This is a genomic window from Tullyiplasma multilocale ATCC 49900, assembly GCF_000483165.1.
GTDB lineage: Bacteria > Bacillota_I > Bacilli_A > Mycoplasmatales > Mycoplasmataceae > Tullyiplasma > Tullyiplasma multilocale.
This window is the reverse complement of the sequence record NZ_KI519557.1, coordinates 107517-123182: the sequence shown is the minus strand read 5'-3', so window position 1 is coordinate 123182 and position 15666 is coordinate 107517. Positions and strand designations below refer to the sequence as shown.

Annotated in this window: 17 protein-coding genes; 2 read left to right on the top strand and 15 right to left on the bottom strand. The window is 29.6% G+C overall.

The window, feature by feature from the left end; all coding sequences use genetic code 4:
- Positions 1 to 5 precede the first annotated feature (5 nt).
- The 5 genes from der to G319_RS09850 all read right to left on the bottom strand — a co-directional run bounded on the left by der (position 6) and on the right by G319_RS09850 (position 4455).
- Complete coding sequence (gene der / locus G319_RS0103525; protein WP_026389698.1) at positions 6 to 1316, bottom strand: ribosome biogenesis GTPase Der; 1311 nt, start codon at positions 1314 to 1316, stop codon at positions 6 to 8.
- 1 nt (position 1317) lies between these two features.
- The gene (cmk, locus tag G319_RS0103520; RefSeq protein ID WP_026389697.1) at positions 1318 to 1986 is read right to left on the bottom strand and encodes a (d)CMP kinase; all 669 of its coding nucleotides are present in this window, start codon (positions 1984 to 1986) and stop codon (positions 1318 to 1320) included.
- A gap of 16 nt (positions 1987 to 2002) precedes the next feature.
- Entirely contained in the window at positions 2003 to 2695 is a 693-nt protein-coding gene (locus G319_RS0103515; RefSeq protein ID WP_026389696.1) for a hypothetical protein, read from the bottom strand.
- Between the two features lie 87 nt (positions 2696 to 2782).
- Positions 2783 to 3664: an ECF transporter S component gene (locus G319_RS0103510; protein WP_026389695.1), complete on the bottom strand. Its 882-nt coding sequence runs from the start codon at positions 3662 to 3664 to the stop codon at positions 2783 to 2785.
- An 83-nt stretch (positions 3665 to 3747) separates the two neighbouring features.
- Positions 3748 to 4455, bottom strand: coding sequence for an ECF transporter S component (locus tag G319_RS09850; protein WP_026389694.1), 708 nt, complete (start codon positions 4453 to 4455; stop codon positions 3748 to 3750).
- 76 nt (positions 4456 to 4531) lie between these two features.
- Between G319_RS09850 and G319_RS0103500 the strand changes: the two genes are divergently transcribed.
- Complete coding sequence (locus G319_RS0103500; RefSeq protein ID WP_026389693.1) at positions 4532 to 5098, top strand: inorganic diphosphatase; 567 nt, start codon at positions 4532 to 4534, stop codon at positions 5096 to 5098.
- Positions 5099 to 5208: 110 nt separating this feature from the next.
- Complete coding sequence (locus tag G319_RS09845; RefSeq protein WP_026389692.1) at positions 5209 to 6009, top strand: HAD-IIB family hydrolase; 801 nt, start codon at positions 5209 to 5211, stop codon at positions 6007 to 6009.
- A 25-nt stretch (positions 6010 to 6034) separates the two neighbouring features.
- Here the strand turns inward: G319_RS09845 and G319_RS09840 are convergent, their stop codons facing one another.
- The 10 genes from G319_RS09840 to argS all read right to left on the bottom strand — a co-directional run bounded on the left by G319_RS09840 (position 6035) and on the right by argS (position 15653).
- Entirely contained in the window at positions 6035 to 6856 is an 822-nt protein-coding gene (locus G319_RS09840; protein ID WP_026389691.1) for a hypothetical protein, read from the bottom strand.
- 57 nt (positions 6857 to 6913) lie between these two features.
- Entirely contained in the window at positions 6914 to 7627 is a 714-nt protein-coding gene (locus G319_RS0103485; RefSeq protein ID WP_026389690.1) for a YebC/PmpR family DNA-binding transcriptional regulator, read from the bottom strand.
- 79 nt (positions 7628 to 7706) lie between these two features.
- Entirely contained in the window at positions 7707 to 8333 is a 627-nt protein-coding gene (locus G319_RS0103480) for a deoxynucleoside kinase (protein ID WP_026389689.1), read from the bottom strand.
- Positions 8334 to 8371: 38 nt separating this feature from the next.
- Positions 8372 to 9124: a pseudouridine synthase gene (locus G319_RS0103475; protein ID WP_026389688.1), complete on the bottom strand. Its 753-nt coding sequence runs from the start codon at positions 9122 to 9124 to the stop codon at positions 8372 to 8374.
- Complete coding sequence (scpB, locus tag G319_RS0103470; RefSeq protein WP_026389687.1) at positions 9124 to 9762, bottom strand: SMC-Scp complex subunit ScpB; 639 nt, start codon at positions 9760 to 9762, stop codon at positions 9124 to 9126. The genes G319_RS0103475 and scpB overlap by 1 nt, the downstream gene beginning before the upstream one ends.
- Entirely contained in the window at positions 9755 to 10576 is an 822-nt protein-coding gene (locus G319_RS0103465; RefSeq protein ID WP_026389686.1) for a segregation and condensation protein A, read from the bottom strand. The genes scpB and G319_RS0103465 overlap by 8 nt, the downstream gene beginning before the upstream one ends.
- Before the next feature lie 53 nt (positions 10577 to 10629).
- Positions 10630 to 11466: a hypothetical protein gene (locus G319_RS0103460; protein ID WP_026389685.1), complete on the bottom strand. Its 837-nt coding sequence runs from the start codon at positions 11464 to 11466 to the stop codon at positions 10630 to 10632.
- A 418-nt stretch (positions 11467 to 11884) separates the two neighbouring features.
- Positions 11885 to 12466: a hypothetical protein gene (locus G319_RS0103445; RefSeq protein ID WP_026389684.1), complete on the bottom strand. Its 582-nt coding sequence runs from the start codon at positions 12464 to 12466 to the stop codon at positions 11885 to 11887.
- Between the two features lie 8 nt (positions 12467 to 12474).
- Entirely contained in the window at positions 12475 to 13974 is a 1500-nt protein-coding gene (locus tag G319_RS09835; RefSeq protein ID WP_026389683.1) for an MFS cation transporter, read from the bottom strand.
- 14 nt (positions 13975 to 13988) lie between these two features.
- Positions 13989 to 15653, bottom strand: coding sequence for an arginine--tRNA ligase (gene argS / locus G319_RS0103435; protein WP_425277886.1), 1665 nt, complete (start codon positions 15651 to 15653; stop codon positions 13989 to 13991).
- Positions 15654 to 15666 lie beyond the last annotated feature (13 nt).

The window sequence follows — 15666 nt, the reverse complement described above, 5'->3', positions numbered from 1 at the left end:
GTTAATTATTTCCTTTCTCTGAAGATTAGTGAGATCGGTACCCCTTCAAATCCAAATTGTAATCTAATTTGATTTTCTAAGAAACGTTTGTATGAGAAGTGTACATAAGTTGGGTTATTTACAAACATTACAAATGTTGGTAAATAAGCTTCAACTTGAGAACCGTAATAAATTTTTAATCTTCCACCATTGTGGTTTGGAGCTGGGTTAATCAATTGAGCTCTATTTAAAACTTCGTTGAACACAGAAGTTTTAATTTTTTTATCTAATCCTTCTTTGATGTGATCTACAGCATCAAAGATTTTCCCAATTCTTGTTTTATCATGTGCTGAAATAAATAAAATTTGAGCATATTGTAAGTACTTGAATCACCCTCTGATTTCTTCTTCTTTTTTAAGAATTTCTTTTTCTTTATTACTTACTAAATCTCATTTATTAGCAACAATAATAATAGGTTTTCTTTCTTCGAAAGCTAATCCACCAATGTTAGTATCTTGATCTGTAATTGGTAATGAAGCATCAATCATCAATAATACAATGTCAGCACTATTGATAGTTGTAAGTGATCTTAGGTAACTGTATTTTTCTACGTTTTGGAAAATTTTACCTTTACGTCTAATACCCGCTGTATCAATTAAGGTATATTTCTTGTTATTAACTTGGATTTCTGAATCGACAGCATCAAGTGTTGTTCCAGCAACATCAGATACGATCATTCTATCTTCTCCAACTAATGAGTTAACCAATGATGATTTACCAACATTTGGTTTACCAATAATAGCTAGACGAGTTCTATCATCTTCAACTCTATCTTCAATTTTTGGCATTTCATGGATAATTTTATCTAGTAAATCCCCAATTCCAATACCGTGAGTTGATGATGTCATGATTGGTTCTCCCAATCCTAATGACATATATTCATACGCATCTGTTTCTAAACCTTTTTTATCATATTTGTTAACTGCCACAATAATTGGTTTTTTAGTTTTATACAACATTCTAGCAATAACTTTATCTTCTTCTCTTAAACCTTCTTGGTGGTTTAGTAAGAAAACAATAACATCAGCTTCTTCCATCGCGATTTCAGCTTGCATTTTAATTTCTTTTGCAAATGGTTGATCTTCTAAAGTAATTCCACCAGTATCAACAATAATGAATTGACGAGTTAATCACTCAGCACTTCCATAAATTCTATCTCTTGTTACTCCAGGAAGATCTTCAACGATTGATTTCTTCTCACGAATAACCCTGTTGAATAATGATGATTTTCCAGTATTTGGTCTACCAACAATAGCAACTATACCTTTTCTTCTCATACTATTTACCTTCCTTTTCTTTTATTTTCTCTACAATCATTTTTACAACTTCATCAAATTCTAATGATGAGTTATCAATGTATCAAGAATCTTCAGTTTGAACCAATGGTCCAACTGTTCTATTTTTATCTGTGTCATCTCTTTTGATGATAGCTTGTTTGATACCTTCGTAATCTTGATCTGTAATCCCCATTTCAAGATTTTGTTTATGTCTTCTTTCTGCTCTTACTTCAACAGAAGAATCTAAATATATCTTAAGATCAGCATTTGGTAGAACAATTGATGTAATATCTCTACCCAGTTCAATATAACCTCCACCAATTACTAAGTCACGCATTTTTTGAACCATAACTTCTCTAACTTCAGGGACAATTGTCACAAAGTTAATATATTTAACAATATCATTTTCTTGTAAACGCTCTGTTACTTCTTCTCCATTTAAGATTGCTTGACCATCTTTAACTTGATAATCAAATTTATCTAAAAGATTAATTATCTCATTCTTATCTTCCAAATTTATCTTTTCTTGAAGAGCTAGTAAAGTGAATGCTCTATACATTAAACCAGTGTCAACAAGTTCGTATCCAACTTCATCAGCTACTGCTTTGAATGTAGCTGTTTTACCAGAACCAGAAGTTCCATCAACAGCAACTATAATTTTTTCACTCATAAATTACCTCTTTCTATTAAATAAATATTGGAACTATAATAGCTGCTAGCATTATTAAAATTAACACTGGAGCTATAATTACAAATCACTTAATATTTATTTTGTATTTGTTTTTTTTCTTAGTCAAATCAACAAGTTCATGCATTGTTCTAGTCTTTGCTCTTTTTGTTATTTCAGGAACGGACTTTTCTTTCAACTTATTTGATAAATGTTCATATTCAACTTTTGTTACTGCACTTTTAGCAATTGTTTTCTTTTCTTTATTTCTATCTTCTAGATTTTTTACTTTTTCAATTGTTGTGTTCTCGATATTTAAAATAGCATCGTATATCTCTTGGAAAATATCTGTAAAGAATTTTTGCTCACTATTTAAAAAGTTTTTTCTGATTCTTTTATCATCATCTGACAAATCGATATCAGGAGTTAGCACTTCTAATTCCTCTAAATGATCTTTTATAGTTTTGATAATCTCTGGATTAATAATTTCCTTTGATTTATCAGTCCCTAAATAAAATTTTCCTAAATCAACTTTACTCTTTTCATTTTCATAAACTTCAGTGAAATATTTAGAATCAATTTCTTTTAATATTTCCATAACACCAGATAGGTATTCGTTACGTTCACGTCTATCTCTTAATTCAGTAATCTCATTATTTGTGGATAAAATCTGATCGGCAAATTTTTGACTTCTTGATACAAATTCCCCCATAGTACACCCCACAAATTACATATATTATTTTATAACAAAAACGCAGTGTTTTACTTACTTTATAGTAAAAAAACACATTACGTGTTTTTACTTGTATCTATGATTGATTGGACGCATTCTTCCTTCAATTAAAGCAAACAATACATATGCTGCTGCATACCTCAAGACATTTCATCCAAAGATTGCAAATACAACTGAAGTGTTAATATTACCAAAAGAGATTTCCCCTTCATGGTCATGACCCTCATGGCGCATTTGAATGGCGCTTCTGATTAAATCATCATCGTGACCAGGTGCTAATTGTTGTTGAATGTATAAAGCTAAGACAAACATTGCTGTTGCTAGTATTGCTACAATTGGCACAATAATTACACTTGGAGTTCATCTTTTGAAATTGTAAACTTTCTTGTTGTCATCTCTATGGATTGGAGAGTTTTTAAACAATATATAAAAGATAAATCAAACAATAAATACAATTGCAATATTTTGAAAGATATCAGTAATTGGTTGGACTCATCCATGAACCATACCATGCATTAAATTATGAATTATTGGAACTATCCCACCAACAATAGCACTAAATAGTGGACCCAATACTGCAATTGAAGATAAGATAACTGCAATATCAAGGAATCTAGTTTGAATAAATACTTGATCCCCTACAGGAATTGCAAATGATTCTAATAACATATCTAAAGCACTAACAGCAATTGCGAGAGCTAACATAACTGCTGTTAAAGCAATTTTAAATGTTAAATTTTTCTTTGTCATTTTGAAGTAGTGAGATGGTTTGAATTCATTTTCATCTATATCATCATGATTACCAAATTTATCAAAGTGATGTTTACCATGATAATGGTCTTCTACTCTATGCTCTACAGCTTCAATGTCTTTTTCTTCTAATGGATCAATTGCCAAATCCCTTTTTAGGTCATTTAGCAAATCCTTCGGATTTTTATTTTTTCCCATAATACATCTCTTTTCTTATTTATAAAAATTATAAAGTAAAAAAAGTCTAAATAAAAGACTTTGTTTATAATTTTTATAAATAATTATATTTTGTAAATATTAACCAAACCAATCATTGCCTTGTACATTGACATATATATTATTGCATTCAAAGAATATTTCAAAATGTTAAATCCGAATATCGGTCATAACATAGCACCTGAAGCCTCATCTGGTATTCCATACATACTTAAGATAAATGTTCAATTGATTAAAACACCAATTCCCGAAACCACGATAACCATTACAAATAAAATAACTATGTTTGAATACTTTATGAACTTAATATTTTGTTCTCTTGTATTATTAGTTCTTACAAGGAAAAATTTAATCAGAAATATTAAAAATGCGAATAACAAAAGGAAAGAACCATCTGTAATTGTCATAGCAATAAGTCCAACAGGTTCAGCTCCCGTTATTCCCATCCTCATTCAAGTAGAAGCCAAGAAGATGAGCATTGCATAGAATAAATTAGTTGCCAGTAGAATCAACAAGATCATGAAGAAAGAAAATTCAATAACGAAGAATCCATTCAAAGGAATTAAACGCATTATATTCCCTGTAACTGCTGTAAGCACCACTTCAATTGCTAATAACATTGCTAAAACAGTAATTTTTTTAGTAGATAATTTGAAGTAATCTCTAATGATTTTATGATAGTTTCTTTTATTGATTTCAGCGAAGTCAAATTTATGTCTTCACAATTTATAGCTATATATTTCTTTTTGTTGCTCTAACTCGTTATTTAACATAAATTTTCCTCCTTTATATCTTTAATTATATATTTATTATTATAAAATATATAATGGAAATGAAAGAGGTATTTATATGTCACAAAATAACGTAATTGATATGATCGTTGAAATCCCAAAAGGGTCATCAAACAAATATGAAGTTGATGGAATTACTGGAAGAATTAAATTAGACCGTGTACTATTCGGAGCTAACTTCTATCCTGGTGAATATGGAATGGTTGAAAATACATTAGACTGAGATGGAGATCCATTAGATGTTATCTCATTATGTACTTACCCTACTTTACCTGGTGTTCAAGTAAGTGTTAGAATTTTAGGTTCTGTTAAAATGATCGATGCTGGAGAAATTGATACTAAATTATTTGGTGTATTCAATGACGATCCAAGATTCACATCATATGATACATTAGAATCAGTTCCTCAACATTTAAGAGATGAAATCGAAAACTTCTTCTTACAATACAAAGCATTACAAAAAAAATCAGTTGTAATCAATGGTTGAGGTACTAAAGAAGAAGCGATGGAAGAATTACATGAATGTACAGAAAGATTCCAGGAATACAAAGAACGTTTAGCTGTTGAAGGTGGACGCGAAGAAATTCTTGCTGAATGAAAAGAAAAAGGATTAGGTCAAGCTTAATTATTAATTTAACCAAGAATCATTCTTGGTTTTTTTATTCCACTTTTACAATATAAAAGTTATTTAAAGCATCATAAGTTTAAAATATTATTAAAGGCAGGTATTTATATATGAAAAAATGATTATTCACAGACTTCGATGGAACTATTACTGAAAGTGATAGTGTACACAAGCCTGTAATCCCAGAGGAAAACATAGAATTTTTAAAGGAATTTGGAAAGGATAATAATCTTGTAATCACAACAGGAAGATCTTATTCATATCTTAAGGACTTTTTAGAAAAAGAAGTTGGAATATTCCCTCAATATTACATTTGTAGTACTGGAGGAATAAGTTATGATTCAAAGGATAATTTAATCTATGACAACTCATTCACTAATGAAGAAAAAAACCTCTTCATTGAAACCCTTAAACAATTTGAAGATGAAATTGATGTTCTTTGCATCACTACAACTACTTCATTTGAATGTATTATAGCCAAAGAATGAAATGATGATTTAGCTGGATTTACAGGCAAAGATAAAGTGAGTGATTTGAAATTAGATGATTATAAAAATCTTTCAATTCTTTCTTCAGATATTGTGATCAGTGAAAATATTTGAAACAAAATCAAATCCATATTCGTTAATTCAAATTTAGATTTTGGGTGAGTTGAAAGAATCGAAAAAGGAATCGCTATTATAGAATTCCACAGAAAAAGCACTTCAAAGGCAAACGGTATTACAAGATTTAAAGAACTTTTCAATATTAATCATGATGATATCATAACAGCCGGAAATGACTATAACGATATCTCTATGTTCAAAGAATATAATAAAAATTCTTATATCGTAGTACAAGAGAACTATAATGAAGATATCCGTCATGAAGCACGTTATGAAATTAAGTTATTAAACGAAATTAAGTATTAAAAAAAATCAGGGAAACCTGATTTTTTTACATGTATGTGAATGGCCCCATTCACTTTCAATTATTTCAAAAGTCATTACCCTTCATTAATGGAATTGCTGGCAATGTTATATTTTGAGCATAAGTTCTGGCTGCCACAAAATCATTATAAAAATCATAAATTACATTTTTAACTAATCCAACAATTTCAACATTGTATTCAGTTTCAATAATTTCTTTAGCCTTTATTAAAAACATATAATTAATTAATAAAGCACCCATAAGTACAACAATGAAAGTTGCTATCAATGGTATTCTTCATAAGAAATTCATGAATCCAACCAAACTAGTTGTATCGGTTCCTAAAGTTGCATTCGGAGTCGTTTGACTTAAACAATAGAAGAATATTACAGTTTGCAGTGCATACCCAACAAACATTAGACCCATGAATAATTTTGGAGTAAACGAAAGTGTTGCTCTATACGTTCTGACTTTACTATCTTTTTCAATTTGCTTTGCTGATATTCAAATTCTAGAAATAAGATAATCAATCTCATATCCAACAGATTCAAATATTTTTTTAGAAATGATTATTTGTTTTTTCTTCTTATTCAAGTTTTTAAATATCTTAATGAATTTGTCTGTTTCAGTGTAAATTATTTCATAATCTTTCAAGTTAAACATAAGTTTAAATTCAATCAATAATTTTTCAATGTTCTTGGAATCAATTACATCATTGTATGTACTTATTTTAGGTACTACGTAATTATGATAGGTTTTAGTAGAAAAACTATATACTAAAATTATTCCTAAAATACAAACTGAATCAATTGTGAATAATGCTATGTTCAGATAGTGTTCATATCCCATATTTACACCCCCATATTACTATTATAGAATAAAAAAACACCCTTAGGTGTTTAAATATTATAATGCAGCATTATGATATACGTTTTGAACATCTTCTAAATCATCTAATTTATCTAAAAGTTGTTGTAATTGATCCTTAATTTCTTGGTTATCAATTTCAATGTAATCATCAGTTGGTATCAATTTAGTTTCAGCCATTAGGTATTCTTCAACACCCATGTCGTCTAAAGCGTGTTTAACTGAACTGAAAGCTTTAAATGGTGCATAAACAACAATAGCTCCATCTTCTTCAACAACATCGTTAACATCAACATCATTCATCATTAATGTTTCTAATGTCTCATCGATAGTTTTTCCTTCAAATGCAAAGATAGCTGCATCTTGGAACATGAATGCTACTTTACCTTCGGGATTACCATTATTTTTATTAAATACTTCTCTAATGTTTGAAGCTGCTCTATTAACATTACTTGTTAATGCATCAACAATAATAGCAACGTTTCCTGGTCCCATTCCTTCGTAACGGTTAGCTGTATATGATTCAGCATCCCCTCCTTGAGCACGTTTAATAGCTCTTTGGATTACATCACTTGGAATTTGATTTGATTTAGCTTTATCAATTGCCGCTCTTAATGTTAAGTTCGCTGTTGGATCTGACCCTCCAGCTTTTGCGGCCATGTAAATTTCTTTTGAAGCTCTTCCGTTGGCAGCTGATTTTTTAGCAGCTGTTTTTGCCATTGAAGACGCTCTAACCTCGTGGGCTCTTCCCATAAAATTTCTCCTTTAAGTTTTAGTTTTAATACTTACTAATTATAAAATAAAAAAAACCTTATTAAAGGTTTTTACAATATTATTTTTTTAAACTTGGATCTAGTTCGTAGATTCTATTCATGATAACTTCCATTTTTTCATCCATGTTGTCTGTTTCTGCATCAACAACAAAGAATGGGAAATCATAAACATTTTTATCATAGAACTCTGCGTAGTTATTGTTTAAGATTTCTCAGTATTTATTATCAACTTCAAGTTCTCCACTACGTCCACGTTGGTGAATTCTTTCAATAGCTTTTTCAGTAGATACTTTTAAATAAATAACAATATCAAATTTTACTCTTTCATCTGGAATTTTTAAGTTTTCTAAAACTACATTTTCGTAGAAATCATTGTAAGTTTTAAAATCAACATCATTAACATTTCCTAAGTCATAGTTAACCTTCATAAAGATAGGATCTTCTAAGATAGTTCTATCGAAGATAATATCTTTCAATTGATGTGCTTGTTTTAATTGTTTTGAACGTGCTGCTAGCATGTAAATTTGCATTTTAAATACTGTAGCTTTTAAGTCTTTATAATAATCGTCAAAGTAAGGATTTTCTTCTACTGGTTCAGGGAAGATTTCGTGTCCTAAACGTTTACTAATTTCTTCAGATATTGAAGACTTACCTGCTCCTACAGTTCCAAATATTGCTATTCTCATTTTATTCTCTCCTCTTATTTATTGTTTTATAAATATAATTATAAATCACCTTTACGTCTTGTGGCATTATAAATACCATAAAATTGTTTTACTTCATGAGCTTTTAATTCACGGAATTCTCCAACCTCAAGATTTCCTTCTTCAAGGAACTCGATTTTAGTTCTTTTTAATTTAGCCAAATCAATTTCTGCGGCTGCTAACATTTTTTTAACGTGGTGTTTTCTACCTTCGGCAATTGTCATTTCTACAATAGAGATATTTTTTTCTTTATTGTAGTTAACCATTTTAGCATCAATAGCTTTTGTGAAGTAATCATCATCGATAGTTACCCCTTTAATTAATTGTGATACTTGCTTCTTAGAAACATGTCCTCTACACATTGCTTGATATGTTTTAAAAAATTCATATCTAGGGTGCATAACAAAGTTAGCAAAATCACCATCATTTGTCATCAATAATAAACCAGCTACGTCATAATCCAAACGACCAACTGGGTAAACTCTTGCAGGAATTTCTTCAAAAAATTCAGCTACCGTTCTACGCCCTTTTGGATCATCCATTGTTGTTAAAACTAACCTTGGTTTGTTGAATAAGAAGTAGTATTTCTCATTATCAGAAACAACTTCATGTCCGTTAATTGTGATTTCAGCATCAGTTGAACACTTGAAACCCATTTCAGTAACAACTTCACCGTTTACCATAACTTTACCTTGTTCGATAAGTCTTTCTGCTGCTCTTCTTGAAACCGCTCCACGGTTTGCAATAATCTTCTGTAATCTCTCGACTGCCATTATTCTGATACCTCCACTTGATCATCTTCATCGGCGAAAATATCTCTATTTTTATTTTGTTCTTTATTTTTGTCTAATTCCGCTAAGTTTTCATCAATAATATTTTGTAACTCGTCTTCTCCGATTGAAGGAAGCACTTCTAACCCACCTTGTAGGTTAAATAATTTATAGAAGTTTTCAGTAATTGTATATAAATTAGCATTACCGATTTCTTCTGATTTACCAGATACTCTAATTAAGTTTCTCTCTTTAAGTTTGTAAACTTGGTAAGAAGAATCCACACCACGAATTTCATCAATTCCACTTTTTGCAATTGGCCCTTTATAGGCAACGATTGACAATACTTCAATACTTGAGTTTGACAGTTTAGATTGAGATTGAGCCATTTCAAGTTTTGCAAAATATTCATGTAAATGAGGTTTAGTTTGTAGTCTAAATTTATTTTGACCAAAATTTTGAATAGAAAAAGCAGACCCTTCATCATTATCATATTTAACTTTTAAATCTTGAATAGCATTCTTAATAGCTGAAGACTTTTCATTTTCTAACACATTTTGTAAATCAGAAAATGAAATTCCTTCCTCACCATAAATAAATAAAATACCTTCAATTATTGCTTGGATTTCTTTATTATTCATAACCCTCTACCTCAATTCTTTCGATTAAACTTTCATCATTTATTACATCTTCAGTAAAACGAATGTGTAATGTATTTTCAGCTTGCTTAACTGTTGCTATTTGGTGTCTTACCAAATCTAAAATAGCTAAGAAAGTTGATATTAAATTCTTAATATTGAATTGATCACTTGTTAATAACTCTTCAAGTGGTCATTCTTTAAATTTATTGCTTTTCATTTTATTTAAAATAATATCAGCAATTTCTTGAGGTGAAATAACATCTGTTGTAATAGTGTTATATTCCTCTTCGATTAAATCAAAATCATCATAATTTCTCATTTCAGCTTGCATCATGATTTTTTTAAATATTTGTGCAAATGATTCCATATCCATATTTAGAGGATCAACTAGTAAGTCTCCCTCATCCTTTGCTAATTTTGTAGCAAAGTTTGTTTTAGTTTTAGGTTTTGAGAATGTTTTTAAATATTCTTCTTGTCTAAATGCAAAGAAATCAGTCACACTTCTTATTTGTTCATATTTTGTTAATTGCACCAATAGGTCTTCATATGATGAATCTTCATCACCTTCAAATTCAACTTCTTTTGGTAATAGCAACCTCGATTTAATTTCAATTAGTTGTGCAGCCACTACTAAATATTCACTAGCAATCTCAATATCTAATTGTTGTTGTACATTAATGTAATCAAGGTACTGAGATGATAACTCAATCAAGTTCACATCCATTATATTAATTTTTTTATCTTTTACCATCGCTAATAACAAATCCAAAGGACCTGAAAATTCACCGATATTAACTTCTTCTCAACGTCTCACGACATTCCACCTCATTGCTTTCTTCTTTTATAATTCTATCTTAATTTTGCTTGTTAATCTTTTCTTTGTTTAAATATTCTAAACATCTCATTGTCAGTCTTGAAATCACTTTTCAATTGTAAAATTGTTCTGAAAATTAAAATGAATAATAATTCTATTTCTAGAGAAACTGAGTAATCTCTTTCAGGGTTTGTGAACGAATGTTCTAAGTTGTTTCTTAATTTTCGCACATAATGAAAAGATTGTGATTTATATAGTTTTTCTACATATTTCTGCATTCTTACCATTGCTGCTCTTGTCTTAAATAAAGGGCTAGAAATTTTTACAAAATCATTAATAAATTTATATTCTCTTGCTTCCTTAAGACTTTCTAATTCGTATTTTTTGATAATAAAGTGATTAATGTATGTGATTTTATCAAAGAATGAATATATGTATTTAAACATTTGGTTTTGCAAATGATATTCAATGTCATTTATGTTAAATTTTGTATCAGTAACATCATACATTCCAGAATCAATTGATGACTTAATATAAAAATTTAACATAGTATTAACTTCAGTATAAATGTAAAAATCAAAAGCCTTATATTTAGTCAATAATATCGCACCAGTTGTTTTTAATAAATATAAAAAATTATGAACAAGACTCATATCAAGAATTGTCTTATCAAAGTTTCTGATTTTCATCTCTAGTACTCTATTACTTTTTTGTTGATTTTTTTCCAATCAATAAGTTATTATAGAATCTTCTAAAACGGTTTCGTCAATTATTTTTATTAAAACTTGAATCAAGTCTTTTAATTTCTCTTCATCTTGTTCGCCAGTTTTAAGGATTGTAATTATTTGTTTAAGTTGTTTTATATACATACTTAATTTTTGACCATTCATAATTTTCCCCTTTCAACCATTCAATACTCTTATTATATAAAAAAACACCCATAAAAAGGGTGTTTTTAGTGACAAATATTAAGCTAAGATTTTTTTAGTTAACATTGTTGGAATTGAATCTTCTTCATTTCATCAGAAGTAAATGTTTACGATAATTCCGATACCAAATGTACAGAAGAAAGTAACTAATGTCATTAATCCGAAAATTAATTGTTCATTTTTATCTGTTGGTAAAGCTGTATCAAATAAGTTTTGACCAACTGGTTTTTTACCTAAGAATTATAATACAACGTTAATGATTGGAACGATTACTAATCAGTTAACTAAACAAGCTACTGCTCTTTTTAATTTGTTGTTCATGTTTATATCCTCATTCTTTCTATTTATATTATATTACAAAAAAATAATTATAAATAGACTAAGCATTCTTAATTATTGTAAATCCAACATTATGTCATTTCATCATAGTGATGATTTCTGCAATTTTAGATTCATAAAATTCTGATGCCTCAACTCCTGTTATTGAATTAACTAGTTGTGGACCAGCCAAAACAGATTCTTTCGTAGATTCAAGTTCAACAATTTTATTAGTTGTTCACTCAAGTAGTTTAACAGCATGCTCTTTTTGTTCACTTGAAAGACTTCCATTTTCAAAATCCGTAGTCGCTTGATCTTTAAATTCGATATTAGCTTTTAAATAAACATTAAGTTCTCTAAACATTGTATTTTTCAAACACATGTCAAATAACTCACTAAAGTTTTCAATTTCGTCTTGTTCTAAGTATTTCATCGCTATCAAATCAGATTGAGTAACGAATTCATGTTCATTATTGGCTGCCACAATTTTAGCAGACTCATTCAATTTATTTAAAGTATCAAGAGATATATCTTCCTTATTTTTGAATACTAAGTATTTTAGGAAGTCTCTTGAGACTTTATCATTGATGTTCTCTAAATTTACATTTAGATCAATTTTATCTTCAAATTCTTTTTTAAACATATTTCTCCTTAATCAAGAGTTATTCTTGACTTGATTTTGTTTTGAATATTTTTCTTTTCTAAACTAATCAGTTTTGCTTCTATATCTTCCAGATTTGTATATTCAACTAATACTATTTTTGATGCAAAAATATGATAAGTTAAATACCCAGCAATGGCTGCAAAAACGATACATCCTATTATGGCCATTGCGTTCTCCAATTTTGTAATAAATTCTGTAATATCAAAATCATTATTTACAATATCACTGACACTAGCGGCTGTTCCAAAGAACCCAGCACCAGATAATCTACAGATACTTGTTATTAATGTTGGAAGGAAGTCTCCGATTAGGTATGCTGATGCAGCCAACCCAGTGATCGGGATACCTGAAGAACGATAGTTTCAAGCTATAGCCATTCCAAATCAAATATAAAATATCTGTGAAAAAGCTATTCCAAAAATAAATCTTGCAAACAACAATAAATTCTCATTATAAACAAATGTAGTTGACACAACAACTATCAACATTATGATTAAAACCCCTGTTATAGTTTGTCTATAACCAATTTTTCTTGTTAAATATCGGTATATTGGATACCCTAGTATAAATTGAGCAATATAGAATAAATCGCTATATCTTCTCAAGAATCCGTATATTGCCCCTAATGACATATTATGTGATTTAAGTTTTGCAGCAATAAATAACTCATAAACCGATGAATTTAAAAGACTAAAAATAATTCCTAGACCAACCATTAAGATTAATAAGTTTATCAAAACTTTTTTATTGTATGGCATTAATTTTTCCTTGGTATTGATTGAGAATGATTGAATATACGAAGGTTTTTCGATGTTTTTAAAACTCAACACCACTGAGATTAATAACGCTATTAGCGTTACTATAAAAACACCAACGTAACTAATATTAGTTCCTTGTTCATAACCCTTCTGAGCTACAAAATTAGTGTTGAAAATTCATGTACCTATAAAAGTTCCTAATGTTATTACAAAAGCCATTTTAAATGAAGATGTCATCGGAAATATCTTATAGTAGTGTTGTTCATTAACTAGTAAAAAGTATAGAGATTGTGATGCTAATGAAAATCCTATAAAGATAGCAGAAAATACGATCAGTGCAGCCGAACCACTAGTGTTATAACCAATGAATAATGACATCAGCAATGCTATAGCACTAGTTCCTTGTGCAGATCACATCCAAACTCGACGACTTCTTATTCGACCCGTTAAATAGGTTGCAAGAGGTTTTAATAATATAGCAAAAAAAGCAGAAGCTCCAAAAAGTGCTAATGCTATTGCGCCAGGCGTAGAATAGCTTTCACTAATTTGAATATGCTCTGCTCCCTTCTTGATAAGGAAACCATTTACGAATCATATTAGTATTGTTTCTACGTAAAATATCAATCACTTCTTAGAAGCATTCTCTTTTTTCCAAATATATCCAATACCAATTAAACCTAATAGTATTATTAATGGATCTAAGATAAATAAATCTCAATTATTTACCATGATTTCTCCTTTATTTACATTTTTTCAACAGCATTTACATCGATAAGTGCGAAAGCATTTTGTAATACTTGTAGAACTGCTGAAACTAAAGCTAAACGCATTTCAGATAATTCTCTATTATTTTCATCTAAAATTTTTGTTTCTGAGTAATAAGAGTGGAATTGTTTTGCGACTAATTGAATGTAATCACAAATCATTTGTGGCGCTCTATTTTTTGAAGCTGCTTTAATAACTTCAGCATAATTGTCTAAAGTAACAAGTAATTCAGATTCTTTAGCAGTTTCTAAAGCTGCTCCAGTATTAATGTTAGCTGTGAATCCTTTTTCGTTTGCTTGACGTAAAACAGAATTACATCTTGCTGTTGCATATTGTGCATAGTAAACAGGGTTGGATGCATTTTTTTGTTGAATTAAATCTAGATCTAAGTCCATGTGTGAACTTGATGATTTAGATGCCAACATATAACGTAAAGCATCTTTTCCAACCATTTCTTGAATATCAACTAATCAAACAGCTGTACCTTTACGTTTAGACATTTTATACTCTTGACCATCTTTAATAAGACGTACCATTTGTACCATTTCAATTTCAAGAATATCTGGGTTGTGTCCTAATAAAGCTAGTCCAGCTCTCATACGTGCGATATAACCATGGTGATCTCCACCTCATACATTAATTAATTTTTCTGCACCAGTTCTTTGAATTCTAATATGGTGAGTTGCTAAATCTGGAACGATGTAAGTGTATGATCCATCTGATTTGATCAATACTCTGTCTTTGTCATCACCAAAGTCAGTAGTTCTTAATCAAAGGGCTCCATCTTTTTCATATGTTGCTCCCAATTTTGCATATAGGTCTAACATTTTTTCAATTTCGTGTTCATCATACATAGCTTGCTCACTTGAGTAATGTGGAATCAATACTCCGAAGTCTGCCAATTGTTCTTTAATAATATCTGTGAAATGCTCAACTGAACGTTTTCTAAAAATTTGGTGAACTTCTTCATCATTAATTTTAGTATCACTAAAAGTTACGTCTTTAAATTTGTCTCCAAACTCATCAACGAAGTATGCAGCAACTTCGTCATACATATCTCCACCATAAGAATTTTCAGGTTTTTGAGCATCAATTCCTAAAGCCTGTAAGTAGTGTACAAATACAGTAACTGCTAAAATATTGATTTGGTTACCCGCATCATTCATGTAGTATTCTGTTTGAACATCAAATCCATCTGCTTCAAATATTTTTTCTAATGTAGAACCAGAAACCGCATTTCTTGCATGTCCAACGTGTAAGAATCCTGTTGGGTTTGCTGATACATATTCAATATTAATTACTTTGTTGCGTCGAGGTTGTTTTCCATATTCAGATTCTTCAGTCATAATTTTCTTAATTACACCATTCAAAATAACTTTGTTAATTTTTACATTAACAAAACCAGGACCAGCAACTTCAATAGTTTCATAGTTCCCTGTTTTTTCTAATTCTGACTTAATGATTTCAGCTAATTCTCTAGGATTTTTTCCTAATTTTTTAGCAGCCATCAAAGCTAATGTTGATGAAAAATCACCATTAACACCATTCTTGTTAATCTCTACAATTGGATCTGCTTCAATCCCTAATGATAGAGCAACGGTTTTTAAATCTTGTTTAAATATATCTATAACATTTTTCATAATTTCTTTACCTCTC